This is a genomic window from Ruegeria sp. CI5 (genome assembly GCF_056536885.1).
This window is the reverse complement of the sequence record NZ_JBQFQN010000004.1, coordinates 227,595-246,151: the sequence shown is the minus strand read 5'-3', so window position 1 is coordinate 246,151 and position 18,557 is coordinate 227,595. Positions and strand designations below refer to the sequence as shown.

The window sequence follows — 18,557 nt, the reverse complement described above, 5'->3', positions numbered from 1 at the left end:
TCGAGCACGCCGATTTGGTCATTCGCGATTTCGGGCGATCACATCAGAAACGCTCAACGGCTTGTATTCCTCCTCGGGCGCAGAAAACGCACGACCAAGTACCGATTTCAGGCGATCGAATGAGTCGCGATTGCCGTTTCCCGACTCATTCCGGCCGGTCTCATCCTCACCTGATCCGATCTGGTGGGAGCCATTTGCCCCTGTGCTTTTCCCGTTCTGCTTGTTGGGCACGAAATCCATCCTTCTGTGACTGACGCGCAGAATAACGAAAAAACGGCTTGATGGCATAGGTTTATGTGAACCGACGTACCCAAGCCGCGTCCATCCCATCACGCGATTTGCGATTGCCTGCGCTCAACTCCTCCGCTAGCATCGCCTCAAGCACAGAAAATGTGCGCGCATAGTTACCATGCGCATCGGCCAAGCCGGGAGAGTGATGTGGAAGACAGCAAGGCGGAGCTTCGCTGGGGCGTCGAGCAACGGCTCGAGTTCATCGAGTTCCGCCTGTTTTGGGAGGGGCGCGTGAACCGCAGCGACCTGATGGATCAGTTCGGAGTTTCCGTGAACCAGGCGTCCGCCGACCTGAACCGCTACATCGGCCTGGCACCCGAAAACATGGTCTATGACAAGAGCGCCCGGACCTATGTCCGCACGCCAGACTTCAAGGCCCATTTCAGCGAACCTGATGCCAGCAAGTATCTGGCGCAGCTGCGTTCTGTCGCCGATGGCATCCTTGACCGTGAAGATGCATGGATCACGGAGCTTCCGCCGTTTGCATCCGCACCGACGCCGGTTCGCGGCGTCAATCCCGCAACGCTCCGATCAGTCGTCGGCGCCATTCGCCAGTCGGAAGCGATCGAGGTGAAATACCAAAGTCTGTCCCGTCCCGAACCGAGCTGGCGCTGGATCGCGCCCCACGCCATAGCGTTCGACGGCTTTCGCTGGCACGCCCGGGCGTATTGCCTGACCGACGAGTGCTTCAAGGACTTCCTGCTCTCGCGAATGCTCAAAATCCGTGGCTCGCGAGACGCCGAGGTCTCGCCCGGCGATGATCACGATTGGCATTCTGAGGTCACGCTGGAAGTCGGCCCCCACCCCGAGCTCTCGGACACGCAGGCCAAGGTCATCGCGCTCGACTATGGCATGCGCGGCGGCAAGGCGAAGATCAAGGTCCGGCGCGCGCTACTCTATTATGCACTCCGGCGGCTTGGGCTTGATACCGATCCGGGGGCGCGAAAGGCGCAGGATCAACAGATCGTGCTTCTGAATCGGGAGGTCATTCATGAAAATCATGGATAGACTGTCCCGCAAATTTGGCTTTCGCGACCGGGAGACAAGCGCACGAGAAGGCCATGTACTTGGACCTTCCGAGATTCGGCTGATCACAGAAGGGCAACTCGAGAAACTTGGCGATTTTGCCGCATCGTCTCGCCTCCACGTAGCGGATCCGAAGGGCGATACGCCGCTCCATCTTGCTGCGCGGATGGGTAACCTTGCGGTTTGTGATCTCTTCATTCGGTCCGGTGCCGACGTTGACGCACTGAACCACGACCAACAGACGCCGGCCGAAGTGGCGTTCGCCGAAGGCCACGATCTCGCCGCGCAGCTTCTGTATTCGCTTGTCGCAGGGTCGGCGGAGATGGAGTCGGTCAACAAATGCGTGGTTCCATTTGATGTGGAGACTGTCGTTGTCGGACCGGATGCAGTCCGAGAGAATCGTTTCAATGTGGTTCCGGAGACGGAGCCAGCCGATATGACTGACGACCTCGATGACCTGCTGGATTTTGAGGCTGAGGCAGAACCCGAGGATTTTTTCGATCAAAACGCGAGCGACACGGCATCGGGAACATTTGTAGCGATTGTCAGCCCGTCTCCCGTAGTATCGGATGCCGAGGACGGCGAATGGGACCTCGACCTCTCACCTGCTCCAATCGCCGGGGAGGGTATCGGCTCCACCGCCGCTACCGCGGCCGACCATGGTGCAGAGAGTGCCTTTCTGCAGGTCCGCAACCGCGGTCGCCAGTCGGTCAAACGAGTAGTCGTCCAGACCGGCACGCGGGTATCGATCGATCCAGAGCTCTGCCAAACTTGGGCAGAGGAGATTCTTGCGAAAGGGTGGTGCTCTCTCGACGACATTGACAGCCTGGTCGCCCATTGCAAAGGGAATGGTGATCTCGAGGAACTGTGCACCAATCTCCGGCGCAACCTCGAAGCAGCGGGCTTCGACCTCGATCCGGGGCAGGATGCTGGTCTCTGGGACGCCCTCCCGGACATTTCGCCCGACGACCTCACTAATGCGATCGAGGCTACACTCACACGTCGGACGCGGCTTCCCGGCACTCAGCGCTTCGTCATGGACAAACAAGACGAGCTGCAACTGCTGGAGCCCATGATGCGGGCCAAGCAGGAACTCCAACTGGGCATCCTGGGTTCCGAGATCGCCGTCCAAATGATCCTCGACGTCATGGACAGCATTCGCGACGGGGTGCAAAACCCCAGCTCGGTCTCTCTGAGAACCATCATTCCCTCGCGCCTGGGCCATGCCGATACTTCCGAGGTAATGGCCGCCGTGGAAGCCTTGAGGTCATGGCACACCACTGGCCGGGTGATGGATGGCAAACGACGAAGAGAGGCCCTCGCTGCGCTCGAAGCATTGGATCTGTCTCTGTCATTCCAAAAGGAGTTAGTCCGCCGATTGGGACAGGTCCCCGCATGCCAAGCCGCGGCCAGTCAGCTGGAAACCGAAATTCTGATCTCCGAATCCGCCACCGAGCGCCTGATCCGCGAGCATTTGCCTTACGTCCGGCGTTTTGCCTCGCGGAACGTGGAAGAGGGTGAGGATCCAGAGGACGTGTTCCAGGTCGCGTTCATGGGGCTGCAACGTTCCACGAGGCGTTTTGATCCCGAACGTGGTTATCGCTTCCTCATCTACGCCACTTACTGGATGCGACAGGCCATCACGCGATGGCGCGCTGATGAAGGCGCGGCGATCCGCATCCCCGTGCATCGGAACGAGAAGATCACCAAGCTCGATGGCGCCTTGGAGAGGCTGGACGTTCGGGTCGGCGGCGCCGTCTCCGACCTAGAACTCGCCGAAGAGCTCGAATGGACAATCGACGAGGTCAGACAGTTCCGCGGCATCCCGCGTGAAGCCGAATATCCTGCAAGCCTTGACGACTGGGACAACCTGCTGCCCGAGCCTTCAGAAGTGGATGTCTTCGACCAGGCGGAAACCGAAAGGATCGTGACAGAAGCACTGGCTGATTTGCCGGAACGTGAGGCTGATGTGATCCGGATGCGCTTCGGGATAGGGCGCGAGACCGACATGACCCTCGAGGAAATCGGTCAGATCTACGGCGTGACGCGCGAGCGCATTCGTCAGATCGAAGCGAAGGGCCTCGATCGACTTTCCCACCCGGGCCGCAAGCGTCGGCTCCAGGAGTTGCTGGGCTACGACAACAGACGCGGGTCAAAGTCTTCCTCTTCGATCGCGCAAGAGCAGCTAAGTTCAGCGGAACCAAAAGAAAAGAGTCAAACACTGACGTCTTGGTCCGAAAGTCGGGTGGATCGCCTCAAAAAACTCTGGGCAGCCGGTATGAGCGCAAGTGAGATTGCGCAGGAACTGGGGGGAACCAGCCGAAATGCAGTTATTGGCAAGCTGAGCCGCCTCGGTCTAGCAGAATCCGACAGGGGGCAATGCCAATGACTGTGAGAAATGCTCCCCCGCATGCCGGGTCGATGCTCGAATCTTTGCGCGGGCTCGGCTACGCGCCCCCCACCGCACTCGCCGATCTGGTCGACAATTCCATCGCCGCAAATGCACGCGAAGTTGCCGTTCATCTTGAGTGGGCCGGTCCGGAGAGCTGGGTGAGAATCGTCGATGACGGCGACGGCATGGACGACGCGGCTCTCGAGGCCGGCATGCGTCTTGGTGCTCGCGATCCGAGGGCTGAACGCGCCGCCACTGACCTTGGGCGCTTCGGGTTGGGCCTGAAGACGGCCAGCTTCTCTCAGGCTCGTCGCTTGACCGTCGCCAGTCGGAAGGAAGGTGGACCGGTCGTCTGTCTGCGCTGGGACCTTGACCTCATCGGTCAGGAACCCGGGGCCGAGTGGCCACTGTTCGAGGGGCCGGCACCGGGATCAGAGCATCTGCTTGAGCCGCTGGAAGAAATGGCCCATGGCACCGTCGTTCTCTGGGAAAAACTGGACCGTATCGTGACCGATGGCTTCGCGGCCACTGACATGATCGAGCTCGCGGATCGCGTGGAAGCACATCTTGCGATGACTTTTCATCGGCTCATTGATGGCCAAAATCCCATGCTGCGCTTGACGCTCAATGGCAGAAAGATCAAGCCTTGGGATCCATACCTCGTCGGTCATCCCGGTAAGGCGCTCGAAAGCCCCGAGTATCGGATCCTCCACACCACCGGTGTGACCGTGCAATGCCACGTCCTTCCGCATCGCGACATGCTCAAACCTGCGGAACAGGAAGTGGCTGCGGGACCAGGAGGATGGACGCAGCAGGAGGGCTTCTACGTCTACCGCAACAAGCGTCTCCTTCTAGCTGGAGGATGGCTTGGCCTCGGAGATGGTGGCAAACCATGGCCACGCGATGAAGCCCACCGGCTCGCCCGAATCCGTCTCGACATACCGAACAGCGCGGACGCCGATTGGAAGATCAATGTCTTAAAATCAACGGCAAGCCCACCGGTGCGCCTGCGAGCTCAGCTTCATCGTCTCGCAACAGAAACACGCGACACGGCGCGGCGGGTCTTCGCCCACCGGGGACACGTCACCCCGGCTTCAGGGGCGCGCTCGAACGCGGTCGCAGAAGCTTGGCAAGTGCGGCGCTCAACCCAAGGAACCTCTTATCGGATCGCTCGTGACCATGATCTTGTCGCCTCGATTCTCGATCGCGCAGGCCCACTCAAACCGGACATTCTCGCTCTTCTGAGGCTGATAGAAGAGACCGTGCCGGTTCAGCGCATCTGGCTGGATACGGCGGAAGACAAGGAGACGCCGAGGACTGGTTTCACCGGAGCGTCCGACCAAGAAGTGATGGAGACTTTGTCTTCAGTGTTTGAAGCATTGGTGAAGTTCCGTGGGCTCAGCCCGACCGAGGCGCGCGAGCGGCTCGGCCGTACGCCCCCATTCGACCAGCACCTAGACCTGGTTGCAGCCCTTGAAGTGAAAGACGCGCTATGACGATTTCAAGCCAGAAGGCCTTTGATTCAATCCTTTCCATGGCCCAGAACATGCTCCGCCTCGCTGCGGAACGTGCTCAGAGCCCCGTCACGCCGGAAATGATCGAGAAGGAACTGACCAAGCTGTCGATCATGATGGAGGACGATTTCGCCCTTGTAGATCGAGACGCACTCGTTGACGAACTGATCCGCCGTTCAAGCCGCACTGTGGGCGTGAATGCCACCCTGTCGAGCGGCGAGGACCATGTCGCGTGGCTTGACGCAGAAAGGAAGAAAGGCTGGACCTATTGGCAGCGCTACGCGGAATACATGGAAGCCCGAATCCCCTGGACGGCCCTCGACGCACTTGACGTCTCTACAGACGAAGTCCTTTCGCAGCTTGAGGACCCGCTCCGGGAAGACGCATGGGACCGTCGCGGACTGGTCGTGGGTCACGTTCAGTCGGGGAAGACAGGCAATTATACCGGACTGATCTGCAAGGCCGCTGATGCCGGTTACAAGATCATCATTGTGCTCGCCGGCCTGCACAACAACCTGCGAGCACAGACCCAGATCCGCCTCGACGAGGGATTCCTCGGTTTTGCCACCATCGCGGACGCCGACGAGCTCCCGGCGGTGGGGGTCGGACTGATCGACAAGGACATGTCGGTCCGTCCCAATGCTGCGACAAACCGCAGCGACAAGGGCGACTTCAATACAGCCGTTGCCGCGAAGATGAACATCAGTCCGGAACAGCGACCGTGGCTGTTCGTGGTCAAGAAGAACAAGACGGTGCTGGAGCGCCTGCTGCATTGGATCCGCAATCGTGTGGCCAATCACGTCGACCCCGAAACAGGTCGAAAGCTAGTCACTAACCTGCCGCTTCTGGTGATCGACGACGAGTCGGACCATGGTTCGGTCGATACTGGTGAAGATGTGGTGGACGAATTCGGCAACCCGGATCTCGAACATGAGCCCAAGACGATCAACAGGTTGATCCGATCTATCCTCCACCATTTCTCGCGGAAGGCCTATGTCGGCTACACGGCGACGCCCTTCGCGAACATTTTCATTCATGACCGCGGCGAGACGAAGGAGTACGGGCCGGATCTCTTCCCAGCGGCCTTTATCACCAGCCTAGCGGCGCCCTCGAATTATGTCGGGCCAGGCCGTGTCTTCGGATCAGCTGCCAGCACGCCGGACGACTTGCCGCTGGTGCGCCCGCTTTCGGACGATGAATTCAAGCCGTGGATGCCGCCACGGCACAAGAACGGGTACCTGCCGCGATGGCAAGGGGAGGACCGCGTCCCGGACTCGCTCGCAGAAGCGATCCGCTCCTTCGTCTATGCCTGTGCCGTGAGGAAACTGCGCGGACAAGGCAGCAAACACTCCTCGATGCTCGTTCATGTTACCCGCTTTACCTCGGTACAGAACTCCGTCGTCAACCAGGTCGCCGAGTACGTGCGAGACCTGAAGGGCCGCTACACCCGCGGCATCGGGCTGGAGGATATCGAACCGTTCATGCGCACGGAGTATCAAGAAACATTTTTGCCAGGGATGCAGCGTATCCGTTCTGCCCTCGTAGAAGGCGAAACGCTGGAGGACTTCTCGTGGTCCGACATTCGCGCCGTCCTCCCCGACGTGCTATCCGACATTCGCGTCCGCGAGATAAACGGCACAGCCAAGGACGCACTCGACTACGCCGAAAATGAGGGCACCGGCCTCAAGGTGATTGCCATCGGCGGCGACAAATTGGCGCGCGGTCTGACGCTGGAGGGTCTTTGCACGAGCTACTTCCTTCGGACCGCGCGCATGTACGACACACTCATGCAAATGGGGCGATGGTTCGGTTACCGTGACGGCTATCTGGATGTCTGCCGCCTCTACACATCACAGGAAATGGTTGAATGGTTCGGCCATATCGCCGACGCCGCAGAAGAGCTTCGCCAGGAGTTTGACAACATGGTTGCGGCCGGCGCCACGCCAAAGCAGTTTGGTCTCCGGGTGAAATCACATTCCGTACTCACGGTAACTTCCCGAGCCAAGATGAGAAACGCGCGCGCGATGCAACTGACCTATTCGGGCGATCTTATTCAGACCATCGTGTTTCCCAACCGCAAGGACGACATCACGGCGAACTTCAAGGCTACAGAACGATTCATCAACGCGCTCGGTCCTTCGACGGATCTGAACGATCAGAAATTCATCCCACGAGGTCAGAAATGGAACGGTCACCTCTGGCGAAACGTACCCGCCCTGAGTGTGGTCTCGTTCCTGCGGGATTACAGAACCCACCCCGCCAGCTTCCGGATCATGAGTCCGCTGATCGCGGACTTCATCGAGGAGATGAACAAGGATGGTGAGCTGACAACCTGGACGGTCGCACTGATCGGCAAGGACAGCGGCCCGGACGACAAGTATCGCTCGGTAGGCGGTTGTTCGGTCAACATGCTCCAACGAAAACGCACGACGGAACATGCTGATCGATACTCGATCAAGACCCTGATCTCGCCGCGCGATCAGGCCATCGATCTGACCGAGGCGGAATGGAAGGCAGCACTTGATCTCAGCCAGCAGACCTGGCGCAACGACACGGAGCGAAACGAAGGCAAGGAGCCACCGTCCGAACCGAGAGGCCCTCAAATCCGTCACGTTCTGGGATACGGCGTACCCGAAGCAGGAATCCCTGCTCGCCGGGAACGCGGTCTGCTCATGCTTTATTTGCTCGATCCCGAGGGTGCGGGCGTCGATGAACTGAAGGACGCCGATCCCGTCGTCGCTTGGGCTATCAGCTTTCCGTCAAGTACCTCCGAGAGAAGGGTCTCCAACTCGAGGTACATCGCCAACAGCGTACTTTGGGGAGGCCTCAATGACTGGGTGGACTGAAGATGGGATTGCGCGCGCCTGGCGAGCGCTAGCACGGCAGGAAGCGGCGGAAGACTGGCGATTTGTGCATCTCACCGATATGGGCGCCGTCTCTGTCGAGGCGGGGTGTCACTTCCCGCTTGGACGGGAGGCATTGATCGTCTCCTTTCCGGGATCGTGGCCTGTGAACCCGGCAAGGCTTCCTGAAGGCAAGGGCTTCGATGTAACCTGCATCGAGGGTCAGTCCGCATTCGCAGGCAAGACGGCGATTGCTCTTGTCAGGCGGCCGGAAGGCTCCCCCGACATCTTCGCCATCATGGTCGTTGATGTCTTGAGGACTCTGGAGACAGCAGCCAACAGCGCGGGCCGCGATGTCATGGAGACCTTCCTCGAAAGGGTGAGGGAGTGGCAGGCTTTCATGGCTCGAACGCACCGCCCTCTTTCGCCCGATGCGCAGATCGGCCTGCTCGGCGAACTCTGGATGCTCAGGCTGCTCGCGGACACCTCCCTAGGAGCAGGTGCACTCGACTGCTGGCAGGGACCGTTGCGGGCTGCACAGGACTTCCACGTTCGGGGTGGCGCGATAGAGGTGAAGAGCACGGTTCGGACCGGCAGCTTCCTTGCGCGGATCAATAGCATCGAGCAGTTGGATGGCGATAGAGCTCCCATCTTCCTTTGCGCCTTTCGCTTCGAGGAGAATGCCGATGGGATCACGCTTGTCGATCTGGTGACGGAACTCAGAGAAAGATTCAGATTGGCGGGAGCTCAGCGCGGGTTTGAATCGTTGCTCATGGTGATGGGGTACCTCGACGAGCATGCGGCGCTCTACGAGCGGACACTGACATTGAAGGACGTGAGGGCATTCCGCGCGGACGGTGACATGCCGCGCCTCACGCGCACTGCACTTCCCGCTGCCATCCGTTCGGCTGCCTATGTGCTCGACCTTGACGCGCTCGAAGTTCCCTCGAGCGGACTTGCAGAGTTGATCAACGAATTTGGACTGGATTGACATGAGCCTCGATGAATTTCACCGCAACTTTCGCTCCGACCTGCAGACCATAATCGCCGAGCGTGTTGAGGCCGGCGAAGGCCCATTTCCTTCGGAGGAGCTCGTTTTTGCAGAAATGGTCATGGAGCACGTCGCAGAAACCGGGATCTGCGAGACGCCAACCGTTTGCCACTGGAGCGGCAAGGTCGGCAACGCGAAACTACGTATTACAGGCTATGCGCTCAGCTCTGATGAAACCGCTCTCGACCTCTTCGTGACACACTATTTTGGGACCGAAGAACTGAACGATTTGAGGGACTCGGATGCCACCGGGACCGCCAGCGAGGGCGTTCGCTTTCTATTTCGAGCAGCGAGCGGCAATCTCGAAGCAAGGATCGATCCGACGCATCCGGTCAGGGATCTGGTTGCCACCATTCGTTCTCGCTGGAGCGAGATCGACCGGCTTCGCGTGTTCGTAATCACCGATGGCAAGACCAAGACCAAGCGGTTCTCGAACAAGGAGGTTCACCAGAAAATGGTGGCCGTTGAGGCCATGGATATCGAGCGACTGTACCGCCACACCGAGGGCAAGCCGCGAGACGAACTGGCGGTCAGTTTCGTCCAGTCGATCGGACGGGCGCTTCCCTGCGTTCACGTCCCCGATCCTGACGCAGACTACGAGTATGCCCTTGCTGCAATTCCTGGACAGCTGATCAGGGATCTCTATCTGCGATACGGCACAACACTGCTCGAAGCCAACATTCGAACCTTTCTGGGGAACAAGCGCGCGGTCAACAAGGGAATCGTCGAAACGTTGCGAAAGGAACCGGAGCATTTTCTCGCCTTCAACAATGGCCTTGTGCTTGTCTGCGACGAAGCGGCCTTCGAGCGGACTGAGGACGGGAACCTAGGCCTGTCCTTTCTGAAGGGTTTGCAGATCGTGAATGGCGGACAGACGACCTCGACCATCTATTTCGCATCCCGCGACGATCGCACCATTGATCTAAGCCATGTCATGGTTCCGGCAAAAATCATCATCCTCAAGGGATCACAGGACGAATCGCGCGAGAAACTGATCAGCAACGTGTCGCGCTATGCGAATAGTCAGAACGCCGTGAAAATGTCCGACCTCTCGGCTAATCGCCCGTTCCATCGAGAGCTTGAGAAACTTGCAAATGAGATCTGGTGCCCCGACGGGGCGACGAGATGGTTCTACGAGCGAGCAGCTGGCTCCTACAACGTCATGCTACTGAGGGAAGGCACCACGCCGGCGAAGAGGCGGAAGCTGAAGGAAATGATCCCGCCGAAACGCAAGCTGACCAAGAACGACGTCGCCAAGTACCACGAAGCGTGGCGCTGCAAGCCGAACCAGGTCGCTATGGCAGGCGAGAAGAACTTCGCAGCATTTATGGCTGCTCTCGATGATGATCCGACCATTGTACCTAGCCCCCTCGATGGCCGCTGGTATCGGGAAGTGATCGCAAAGGTCATTCTGTTCAAAGCGGTCGAAAGCATGATCAAGACCAAGGAAGCCAAGGAGATATTCCGCCAGGGCTGGATAAACATCGCAACGTATGTCGTATCGGTGGTCGCGGATCGACTTGGTGACCAGCTCGATCTCGAACAGATATGGATGCGGCAAGGTATTTCCGACGGTTTGCGAGATCTGCTCTGGGATTGGGCAGTCATAGTTAACGCTGAGTTCAACAGGATCGCGCCGGGCCAGCAGATTTCGGAAGTGGCGAAGCGTGCAGACACGTGGACGAAAGTCCGATCTGCGCATTTCCCTTCTCCACAGGGTTCAATTCAAGAGTTGCGATCAGCGAAGCGCGTAGAGAATTCCCGCCGATGAAACCTGCAAAGCCACTTAGTCTCAAAGGCCAAATGGAGAGCTGATCTTGCTTCGCAAGTTACAATCCTTGGTGCATCGATTAAGTCATCGATCGGTATCCGGCGCGAAGCTTGAGATCGATCGCGCGGAAGCGCTAATCGCCACCAAAACCGGGAACCGATTTGAGTCAGTCAGCCCCCATGTGCTTGTGAATGATCCGTCCGAAGCTAAGACTCCAAAGTTGCCCGCCAAAGAGCAGGAATACGAAGCGTTTCCGGAGATTCTTCCAGACCTCGACTTCGAAGCCGAGACAACAGCAGAGTGTTTCTTCAAGTCCAATCATAGGCAGGCGGCTCGAGGAACCTTCCAAAAGGTGGACACGGTCAGCTGGGACCACACAGAAGCAGATTGGAGCCTTGAGGAATTCGACTTCGAACTGCCGGTGAAACCCGCTTTTCATCGCGTTACGGGGCACTCGCCGGAAAGAGAAAATACGAAAGAGTCCGAAACAAACCAAGCTTTCGTCGAGGGGGCCTTGGAACGGCTGCAAGCCTTTGCATTGCAAAGGCGCTGGCGGGCATCAGCATCAGCTCTGAGCAAGGCTGCGACTCGCTCCACTAGACTTTCGAAGCGCGAGAGAGCTGCCATCGAGCATGTTCTTAATGTCGCCGACACCTTGGTTCTCCATCGAGGTGACTCAATGGAACTCAGGAAATGGCTGTTCCGAGGCCAGATGCCGAAAGACAGACCTGAGCCGCCATGCCCGGAGAGCAGGGTCGCAAACCACGAGGCGGCGACAGCCAGCGTGGCCGACCAACTTGAGCAGCAGACCGTCGAGCTGCCTGTCGAAGCGAAGCGGCCTACGCAGAAGGCGATCCGCTTTGCGGTCGTTGAGATCCGCAAGATTGCGGCAGGACGCAACTGGTTATCACCAAAGTCAAGCCGCGCGCTGACAAGGATTGGAGAAAGGAACGTCAAACTTGGTCGATCAGAAAGGAATGCCTTGAACCACCTTCTTGAGCATTGTGCTGCGTTGCCAGAACTGACTGACCACGTGACGATCCTCCGGCAAGCGATCGCAGACTAAGTCATGTATCACGGGCAATCCGAGCTAACTCAGGCAAGATAGCAGCATCTCCGCGATCTGACGTGCCAGAAAGGGCGGCACGGCGTTTCCGACCTGGACGTACTGCTGGGTCCGGTTGCCCATGAAAATGTAGTCGTCGGGGAATGTCTGAAGGCGTGCAGCCTCACGAACCGTCAGGCTACGGCACTGCAGAGGATCGGGGTGGATGAAGTAATGACCGTCCTTTGAGATGTGGCTGGTCACCGTAGTCGAAGGCTCTTCAGCCAGCTGGACTCTGAAACGATCGTTGAATTTTCCGCTGTGCCAATTGCGATGATCCGGGCTCAGCACAAGCGGAAAATCAGCGGCCTTGGGGCTGTAGCCGCGGACGTCCCCGAACACGGAGGCGAAGAGGTAGCGGCCAAGATCAGACGCCATGTGTCCACGCGTCTCGTGCTGGGCGATTGCGCGAAGTTCCGGACGCTCCAGCCAACGCAGCAGTTCATCGTTCGAAGCTCCATAACCCTCGCCAAGTCGTGTGTCCTTTCGACTGACTGGGGCTTCTTTCGCCAAGCGGCTTGCAACAGTAGTAAATGCCTCGTGGAGCGGTTCGCCATCCTTGCCGGGGTGAATGCGCTCCAGCATTCTCGCAGCTTCGACAACCTCCCGCCGCCAGTCTGCCGCGCTGTCCGCCCCTCGACTGATACCACTGCGCAGGCGCGGCATCGTGCCGATCGCGTCACTGACCGTTCGCATCCGCTCGGAGACGGCCATGCTGGCACCCGCCGCCTTGCCAGCCAGGTCCGACCGGATCCCGACGATGATTACCCGGTGACGCCGCTGCGGAACCCCGAACTGTTCGGCACGCACGACGAAGTCCGAGGGACGCATCGCCTCCTGCAGGCTGGCCATGCCGTCTTCGACCCGAATGGCCCGCAGCTCGTATTGATGGCCATGGCCGCTGCCGAGGGAGGTAAGGTCCTCCATCAACATCTCGAACACGAGCCTGCTCTCGACCGTCGAGGACAGCATGCCCTTGACGTTCTCCATCACGAAGGCTGCCGGCCGAAGCTTATCGAGCACCCTGATGTACTCGCGGAACAGGTAGTGCCTTTCATCCTCCTCCGGCACATAACCAACCTTTCCCCTGGACCGGGCCCGACCAACGAGGGAGTAGGCCTGACACGGCGGGCCGCCGATCAGGATCGTGTCGTCATACCCGGACTTAAGCTTCTCGATGGCGGCATCGATCGCTGTTGCTGCGGCCTCGATGCCGAGCTCGAGACCGCGGGCCTCCTCGGCGGCCAATCGCCAAGCAGACGCATCGACTTCTGACCAGTCCGGTTCAGGAATTTCTCCCGCATGGAAATCGATGAACTGTTTCGGCAATCTGCCATGACGTGACCGGTACTCGCGCAGAAACGCGCGCAGTGTAAGCGTCCGGTGCGCCGATGCCTCCTTCTCGACCGAGATGCCGATCCGGAACGGTGCGTGGCCGTCCTCTACAAGGGAGGCAAACCCCTCACCCAGTCCGCCGGGCCCGGCAAAAAGATCAACAATACCGAAAGTCGAAGGCAAATTAGGCTCCTGACGTATTCCATCCAGCCGGTGTATACCAGGTTCAGAGACGAAAGCCAGGATGCATGTGACAGATATCGTGGATAAGCAGACCCGGTCCCGGATGATGGCCGGGATTCAAGGGAAGGACACCAAGCCCGAACTTGCGCTCAGGCGGGCGCTGCACGCGCGCGGTTTCCGCTTCCGGCTCCATTCGAGGAAAGTCTATGGACGACCGGACCTCGTTCTACCGAAGTATCGCGCTGTTGTCTTCGTGCATGGCTGTTTCTGGCATCGTCATAGAGGGTGCCGCTACACCACCACCCCATCCACCCGCAACGAGTTCTGGCAGGCGAAATTCAAGGCGAATGTCGCCAGGGATGAAGCGGTTCAAGGGAAGCTAATGGAAGATGGGTGGCGTGTTGCAACAGTGTGGGAGTGCGCTCTTCGGAAGCCAGACCAAATCGCTGTGTCAACAGAACGCCTGTCGGCATGGCTTCTATCCAACGAACCCGCAATCGAAATCGGCGCCAAAAATACTCAGTTATCCTGAGATGCTTCAACTCAGTGCCTTCTTAACCGACCTTGCAGCCCCAAAATGAAGTATGATCGGCGGAAAAATAGCCGTCCGCGACCCGAAAATACCCCTGCACCTCGACGGTATCACCCGCCGTCAGCGGCACCATCGTCTGGAGCCACAGCGCCGTCGCCTCCGAGACATGCGCGCCGCTGATTTGCCCGCGCGAGCCGCGGATCTCCGTCGTCCCGTTCAGCACGAGCCGCCCGCTCATGCGCGCGGACGTGCTGGCGTTGACTTTGTAGAGCAGCGTCGCGCCGAAGAGGTAGGTGCCATCCACAACCGCATCAACAGCGTTAAATCGAAAGAGATTAAGTCTTCGACCCAATCCTGATGATACCGTCCATTGCTTTGATGTAGGGATTCTCGTCCAATGCTCTTGACGTCGTGATGTCTTTATGCTGCGGCCACGTCCGCCCGTACTCTGATAGCTCGGGTGCCGAGCATACGACCGTTAGCCAACTCCCCTCTTGACTTCTCTTCAGCCGGGTCAATCCAGCATATACCAAAGCCAAGCTATCGGCGTGCGCAGCCTCGGTGACGTAGACGACGAGGAGGCGCGATTCCCAACCCTTGAAGCTGTGCAAGGTCGTTGCCTTGATCTTGGCATCGCCCATGTAGAACCCCATTTTTCGGCGGCGATGATCTTCGCCATAGGTGTCAACTGCATGTATGCGATATTCCGAAAGGCGCTTCACAACGCTGGCTCCAGACTTCATATCTCCGGCCAGCATCGTGATATCCGCATTGGCCAAACCGTTCTTTCCGGTTTGACGCATCAAGTAGAGGACCTCGTCCGAGCAGACCTTCTCCGCGTTCTCTGGTTCGCACTGCACCCAGCGAAGATGGCAGGGGTACAGGTCTAGCGATCCTTGCTCCGGCTCAGGAAGATCAATGACTTCTTTCGGCAGGAAAGCCTCGGCGAAGTTCCGTGCCAGGTTCAGGGCGTCCGGGGGTAGCCTGTAGCTGACATTCAGTTGTGCCCACCGGCCACCGGAGAACCCGGCACCTTTCATGACATCGTCCGTCCATGCCTTTGCTGTGCCGTAGACGTCCTGAGTGGCGTCGGCCACTAGAAGCATTTCACCATCCGGCTTGCACGCCTGGCGCAGCACGTTCCACCAGAGCGGGCGATAATCCTGCCCTTCGTCAACAAGGATCGCGTCATACCTGCTCGCGCCAGGCTGATTGACTGCTTCCACCGCCAAGCGGGGAAGCGCAACGTTGAGAACATCTTCTTTCCGCCCATCCGAAAGTACTGACTTCCACAGGTCGTCATACCGATGCTCCCAGCCAACCTTGTGGCAGACGTGTTTGCACCAGAGATGAAAATGCGTGAACTGGATGTTCCTGATGCGATGAGGGGCGTCAAGATCACGAACGATGAGATCCCGAAGGTAATGCCACAGCGTGATGTTGAAGGTAGCTACGAGTACCGATTTCCCTTCATTCGCAAGACGTGCTGCGCGTGCAGCGAGCACTAGGGACTTTCCGGAACCAGCAGGGCCCTTGATCCTGCGATATCCCGTCTCAGTCCGAGTTTCTGCCAAGGCACGCTGGTTCCGATCCAGGACCAATGGTTTCCTCTGTGTCGAAGCGAAATCTGGTTCGACCAGCCAACCGCGTAAATCTTGCGCGCGGTCTTCTGACATCACTCGCGAGCCCGTTCGCGAAGATTCCGGGAAGATAGTCTCCAAGTCTCCCGAGGACAGCTCTTCTATCCCGCTCACGGGCTGATATCTGGCGTATCTGTCGCCGGATGTCGACTTGAGGAACGGCTCGAAGAGATTCTTTATTTCATCCGCCCGAGCGAAAGGAAAAATTGCGCCGGCCGTGATCGCGGCCCAGCCATTCCCCTTTTGAAGCCTTGGACAGTACAGATCGAATATTTCCTTCTTGTAGAGGTTGACCTTCGTGATGGGATTCTCTTTTTGAATGCAGAATTCCTTGCCGTCGCGCTCAGCCCAGAGTGTATATCCCCATTCGTCCTTTTTGGTGAAATACCGCATTGCACGAAGATCCCAGTCCTTCACCTCGAACACCGCGATGCCGCCATTTGGGTTCAGGAGCACGAAGTCCGGCCTGAGCCCATTGAGGTGCGGCTGGATGTAAATCTCCCAATCCCTCGGCAGGCGACTGTTAAAGACATCCAAGACTTTCTTCTCCCCCTCAGTGAGGCTTTGCCGGAGCTGGGGATGTTCTGCCAGAGGCGGATAAACTACTCGCTGAATCATTGAAATATCCGCCCCGATATCAATTCTTTTTGGACGAAATGAGGATTTCCCCCATTTGCTTCTTGATGGGGTCTTCAATTTCTAGGATGCTAGCCTTCTGGAGATAGTCGAGCGCACTGCCTTCCTGAAAACCGTAGGCATTTTCGCGCTCAAGGGCATGCTCTGCAGCATCCAAGATCGCGTCCACGTTGTTTGAAGAAGACGCAGCATAGTCGGCCAGGCGGCGCGATATCTCGTCAGTAACCAGCGCGGAGGGACTCTTGCCTGCCAGCTTCGAGAGGAGGTCAAGCATTACCGCCACCTTATCGCCGGGCCGAACATTGACCATAGAGTAACTGTCGGCACGTGCATCTGCTTGCGTTTCGCCAATTTCATGGATCAGTTTTGACAAAATTCCGTTGGTCACTTCGCCAGACCTTTCAGTTTGTCACGCAGGCCGAGATAGGTGGGGCTACGATAGTCTTCTTCCGTATACTGATACCCTGCTGGCATACTCACTTCCGGAGGTTGGCCATGAGCGTTGCTGTATTCCAGCATACTATGAAGCATGTGTCGAAAGTTGGGCCCGAGTGCGTCATATACCCAAGGCAGAGAGAGTTGATCGTACGATGCGGACAAGTCTGCCACATGCGCCAACAGGACCCGCGCATCATCCTCTTCGACGCTCATTAGCTCATCTCGCAGGATGTCATGCAGGATCTGGTTGATCAGCGTTGATCGCGTCACTCCGTGGGACTTTGCCAGAGCGTCTAGCAGGCACAGATCATCCTGCTTTACTCGAATGTTGAATTTTCGCTCGTTTTTGTTGTGCCTTACGTCCTCATTTGAATGCTCAGCCAGTTTGTTCTGCTGAACGCGGGCTGTGAATTCACCACGCTTTGTCTTGAAGGACCGAGTATGCTCTTCAGCCACGGGAGTATCTCTTTGCATTGTAACGGAACCGTTTGGTGTTGCGGAAGACGGTGATCTGGGTTGCTCCGTCATCCCCGACAACCAGGGTCGCCCCACCAGCCCGGCGCAGACGCTCAAGGACTTTCAGTCTCATCCGCTTTCGATCGATTTCTTCGCTGGTCATCCTTCATTCCTCCAAAGGTCACGCTGCTTCTTGGCTTTGCGTTCGAGCGCCGCAATTTCCTTCCTCAGAGCCCTTTCCTCCCGGGCGCATGCCTCTCCAGACAAGACAAGGCGGTCTGCGCGAGCGTTCCACTCACCGAGTTCAAGGATCACGCTGATCTCTTCCTCGGAGATACCACGCTGGCGCATCCGATGTTCCATGTGTGCTGTGCGCATATCGACATCCTCAGCCAATTCGTGCCATCAGATATAAGCCATTTTCTGGCTATATCAATGCGCCCATTTTTGACTGGCTGCCATGCGATCAGCCAAGCACAGTCGAGCGAGGGTCAAAACTGTGCTGAAGCCGAGTTCGCTTGGCTCACCACCTTGACTTGGGTGCTTGGCTTAAATCGGATCAAGGAGGCGTCCGACGCTTTGCCACACCGCTCATACAACACCGTGACAAGGCACTCAGGGCTAAACGGGAGAACGTGCATCAAAGTATTAACGATGCGCTTGAGGTTTAACTGAGGCGATTAGCCGTCGCCGAGCAAAGACCATGCTGCAAGCCCCCCGCTCCGCCACGCGCGAGCCTGCCACCAGCCCCAGCCACTACGCCTCCTGTTTGTTCGGGCCATGTTCCGCTTGTAGGCATTGGAAACAGGGGGCGAAGTTCTGGCGGGGTTGAAACTCAGGGCATTGAAAACGCTTGTGAAAATCACACCGAACCGAATTGCGCGAGGTTCGCTCGGCCAGAGACCCGGGGCGGTTCAGAGACCGAAACCGGGGTGCAGCCCGTCTCAGAGGTTCGGACCCAATCCGCAAACCCCTTTGAAAACAGGAAAAATTCCGGCGCTTGCCGGGGGCGCTTCAAGTTTTGCAATGGTGATGGTGGCGGAGACGAAGGGATTCGAACCCTCGAGACGGTTTCCCGCCTACTCCCTTAGCAGGGGAGCGCCTTCGACCACTCGGCCACGTCTCCGCCGACGGGTATAGCCGTGCAAGCGACGGAAATACAAGGCCAATTCCTGCACCACCGGAAATTTTTGCCGGATTGGGCGAAGCCCTTGAAAACGCTTGGAATCGCTTGGGTCTGCACCCGCTTGGGCAAAGGCGTGGTCACTATGTCTTGCTGTTGGATTTTCAAGAACCATGCGTGGATTCGCGTTCTGCTTCGATTTGGTTTCGCTGTCCCAACGT

General features: G+C 58.1%; 16 protein-coding genes and 1 tRNA gene. 8 read left to right on the top strand and 9 right to left on the bottom strand.

Going from position 1 to position 18,557, the window contains the following annotated elements:
• Positions 1–18: 18 nt before the first annotated feature.
• Entirely contained in the window at positions 19–231 is a 213-nt protein-coding gene (locus ACR0BA_RS13970; protein WP_480728486.1) for an addiction module antitoxin, read from the bottom strand.
• A 207-nt stretch (positions 232–438) separates the two neighbouring features.
• On the opposite strand from ACR0BA_RS13970, the gene ACR0BA_RS13965 reads away from it, so the two are divergent.
• Genes ACR0BA_RS13965 through ACR0BA_RS13935 form a run of 7 tightly spaced genes read left to right on the top strand, consistent with a single transcriptional unit; the run spans position 439 to position 11,954 of the window.
• Positions 439–1,299: a BrxR family helix-turn-helix transcriptional regulator gene (locus ACR0BA_RS13965; protein ID WP_480728484.1), complete on the top strand. Its 861-nt coding sequence runs from the start codon at positions 439–441 to the stop codon at positions 1,297–1,299.
• Positions 1,283–3,706, top strand: coding sequence for a sigma-70 family RNA polymerase sigma factor (locus ACR0BA_RS13960; protein WP_480728482.1), 2,424 nt, complete (start codon positions 1,283–1,285; stop codon positions 3,704–3,706). The genes ACR0BA_RS13965 and ACR0BA_RS13960 overlap by 17 nt, the downstream gene beginning before the upstream one ends.
• A 32-nt stretch (positions 3,707–3,738) precedes the next feature.
• Complete coding sequence (locus ACR0BA_RS13955) at positions 3,739–5,205, top strand: ATP-binding protein (RefSeq protein WP_480728481.1); 1,467 nt, start codon at positions 3,739–3,741, stop codon at positions 5,203–5,205.
• On the top strand, positions 5,202–8,069 hold the full coding sequence (locus ACR0BA_RS13950) for a Z1 domain-containing protein (protein WP_480728479.1): 2,868 nt from the start codon (positions 5,202–5,204) through the stop codon (positions 8,067–8,069). Before ACR0BA_RS13955 ends, ACR0BA_RS13950 begins: the two co-directional genes overlap by 4 nt.
• A complete protein-coding gene (locus ACR0BA_RS13945; protein ID WP_480728478.1) occupies positions 8,053–9,057 on the top strand; it encodes a PD-(D/E)XK motif protein in 1,005 nt (334 codons plus the stop codon). Before ACR0BA_RS13950 ends, ACR0BA_RS13945 begins: the two co-directional genes overlap by 17 nt.
• A gap of 1 nt (position 9,058) precedes the next feature.
• Entirely contained in the window at positions 9,059–10,888 is a 1,830-nt protein-coding gene (locus tag ACR0BA_RS13940) for an AIPR family protein (RefSeq protein WP_480728477.1), read from the top strand.
• A gap of 46 nt (positions 10,889–10,934) precedes the next feature.
• Positions 10,935–11,954: a hypothetical protein gene (locus ACR0BA_RS13935; protein WP_480728475.1), complete on the top strand. Its 1,020-nt coding sequence runs from the start codon at positions 10,935–10,937 to the stop codon at positions 11,952–11,954.
• A gap of 24 nt (positions 11,955–11,978) precedes the next feature.
• On the opposite strand, the gene ACR0BA_RS13930 is transcribed toward ACR0BA_RS13935, so the two are convergent.
• Complete coding sequence (locus ACR0BA_RS13930; RefSeq protein ID WP_480728473.1) at positions 11,979–13,511, bottom strand: DNA cytosine methyltransferase; 1,533 nt, start codon at positions 13,509–13,511, stop codon at positions 11,979–11,981.
• A 67-nt stretch (positions 13,512–13,578) separates the two neighbouring features.
• Between ACR0BA_RS13930 and ACR0BA_RS13925 the strand changes: the two genes are divergently transcribed.
• On the top strand, positions 13,579–14,043 hold the full coding sequence (locus tag ACR0BA_RS13925) for a very short patch repair endonuclease (protein WP_480728472.1): 465 nt from the start codon (positions 13,579–13,581) through the stop codon (positions 14,041–14,043).
• Between the two features lie 22 nt (positions 14,044–14,065).
• Here ACR0BA_RS13925 and ACR0BA_RS13920 read toward each other — a convergent pair whose 3' ends face one another.
• The 7 genes from ACR0BA_RS13920 to ACR0BA_RS13890 form a co-directional block, all read right to left on the bottom strand.
• Complete coding sequence (locus tag ACR0BA_RS13920; RefSeq protein ID WP_480728470.1) at positions 14,066–14,347, bottom strand: hypothetical protein; 282 nt, start codon at positions 14,345–14,347, stop codon at positions 14,066–14,068.
• A gap of 31 nt (positions 14,348–14,378) precedes the next feature.
• Positions 14,379–16,301: a nuclease-related domain-containing DEAD/DEAH box helicase gene (locus ACR0BA_RS13915; RefSeq protein ID WP_480728468.1), complete on the bottom strand. Its 1,923-nt coding sequence runs from the start codon at positions 16,299–16,301 to the stop codon at positions 14,379–14,381.
• Positions 16,302–16,320: 19 nt separating this feature from the next.
• The gene (locus tag ACR0BA_RS13910; RefSeq protein WP_480728467.1) at positions 16,321–16,707 is read right to left on the bottom strand and encodes a hypothetical protein; all 387 of its coding nucleotides are present in this window, start codon (positions 16,705–16,707) and stop codon (positions 16,321–16,323) included.
• Positions 16,704–17,213 carry a hypothetical protein gene (locus tag ACR0BA_RS13905; protein ID WP_480728466.1) on the bottom strand — a complete coding sequence of 170 codons (510 nt, stop codon included), beginning with the start codon at positions 17,211–17,213 and terminating at the stop codon, positions 16,704–16,706. The genes ACR0BA_RS13910 and ACR0BA_RS13905 overlap by 4 nt, the downstream gene beginning before the upstream one ends.
• Positions 17,206–17,376, bottom strand: a complete 171-nt coding sequence (locus ACR0BA_RS13900) for a hypothetical protein (protein WP_480728464.1) — start codon at positions 17,374–17,376, stop codon at positions 17,206–17,208. Before ACR0BA_RS13900 ends, ACR0BA_RS13905 begins: the two co-directional genes overlap by 8 nt.
• Positions 17,373–17,591 carry a hypothetical protein gene (locus ACR0BA_RS13895; protein ID WP_480728463.1) on the bottom strand — a complete coding sequence of 73 codons (219 nt, stop codon included), beginning with the start codon at positions 17,589–17,591 and terminating at the stop codon, positions 17,373–17,375. The genes ACR0BA_RS13900 and ACR0BA_RS13895 overlap by 4 nt, the downstream gene beginning before the upstream one ends.
• A gap of 658 nt (positions 17,592–18,249) precedes the next feature.
• Positions 18,250–18,339, bottom strand: a tRNA-Ser gene (locus tag ACR0BA_RS13890).
• Positions 18,340–18,557: the final 218 nt, after the last annotated feature.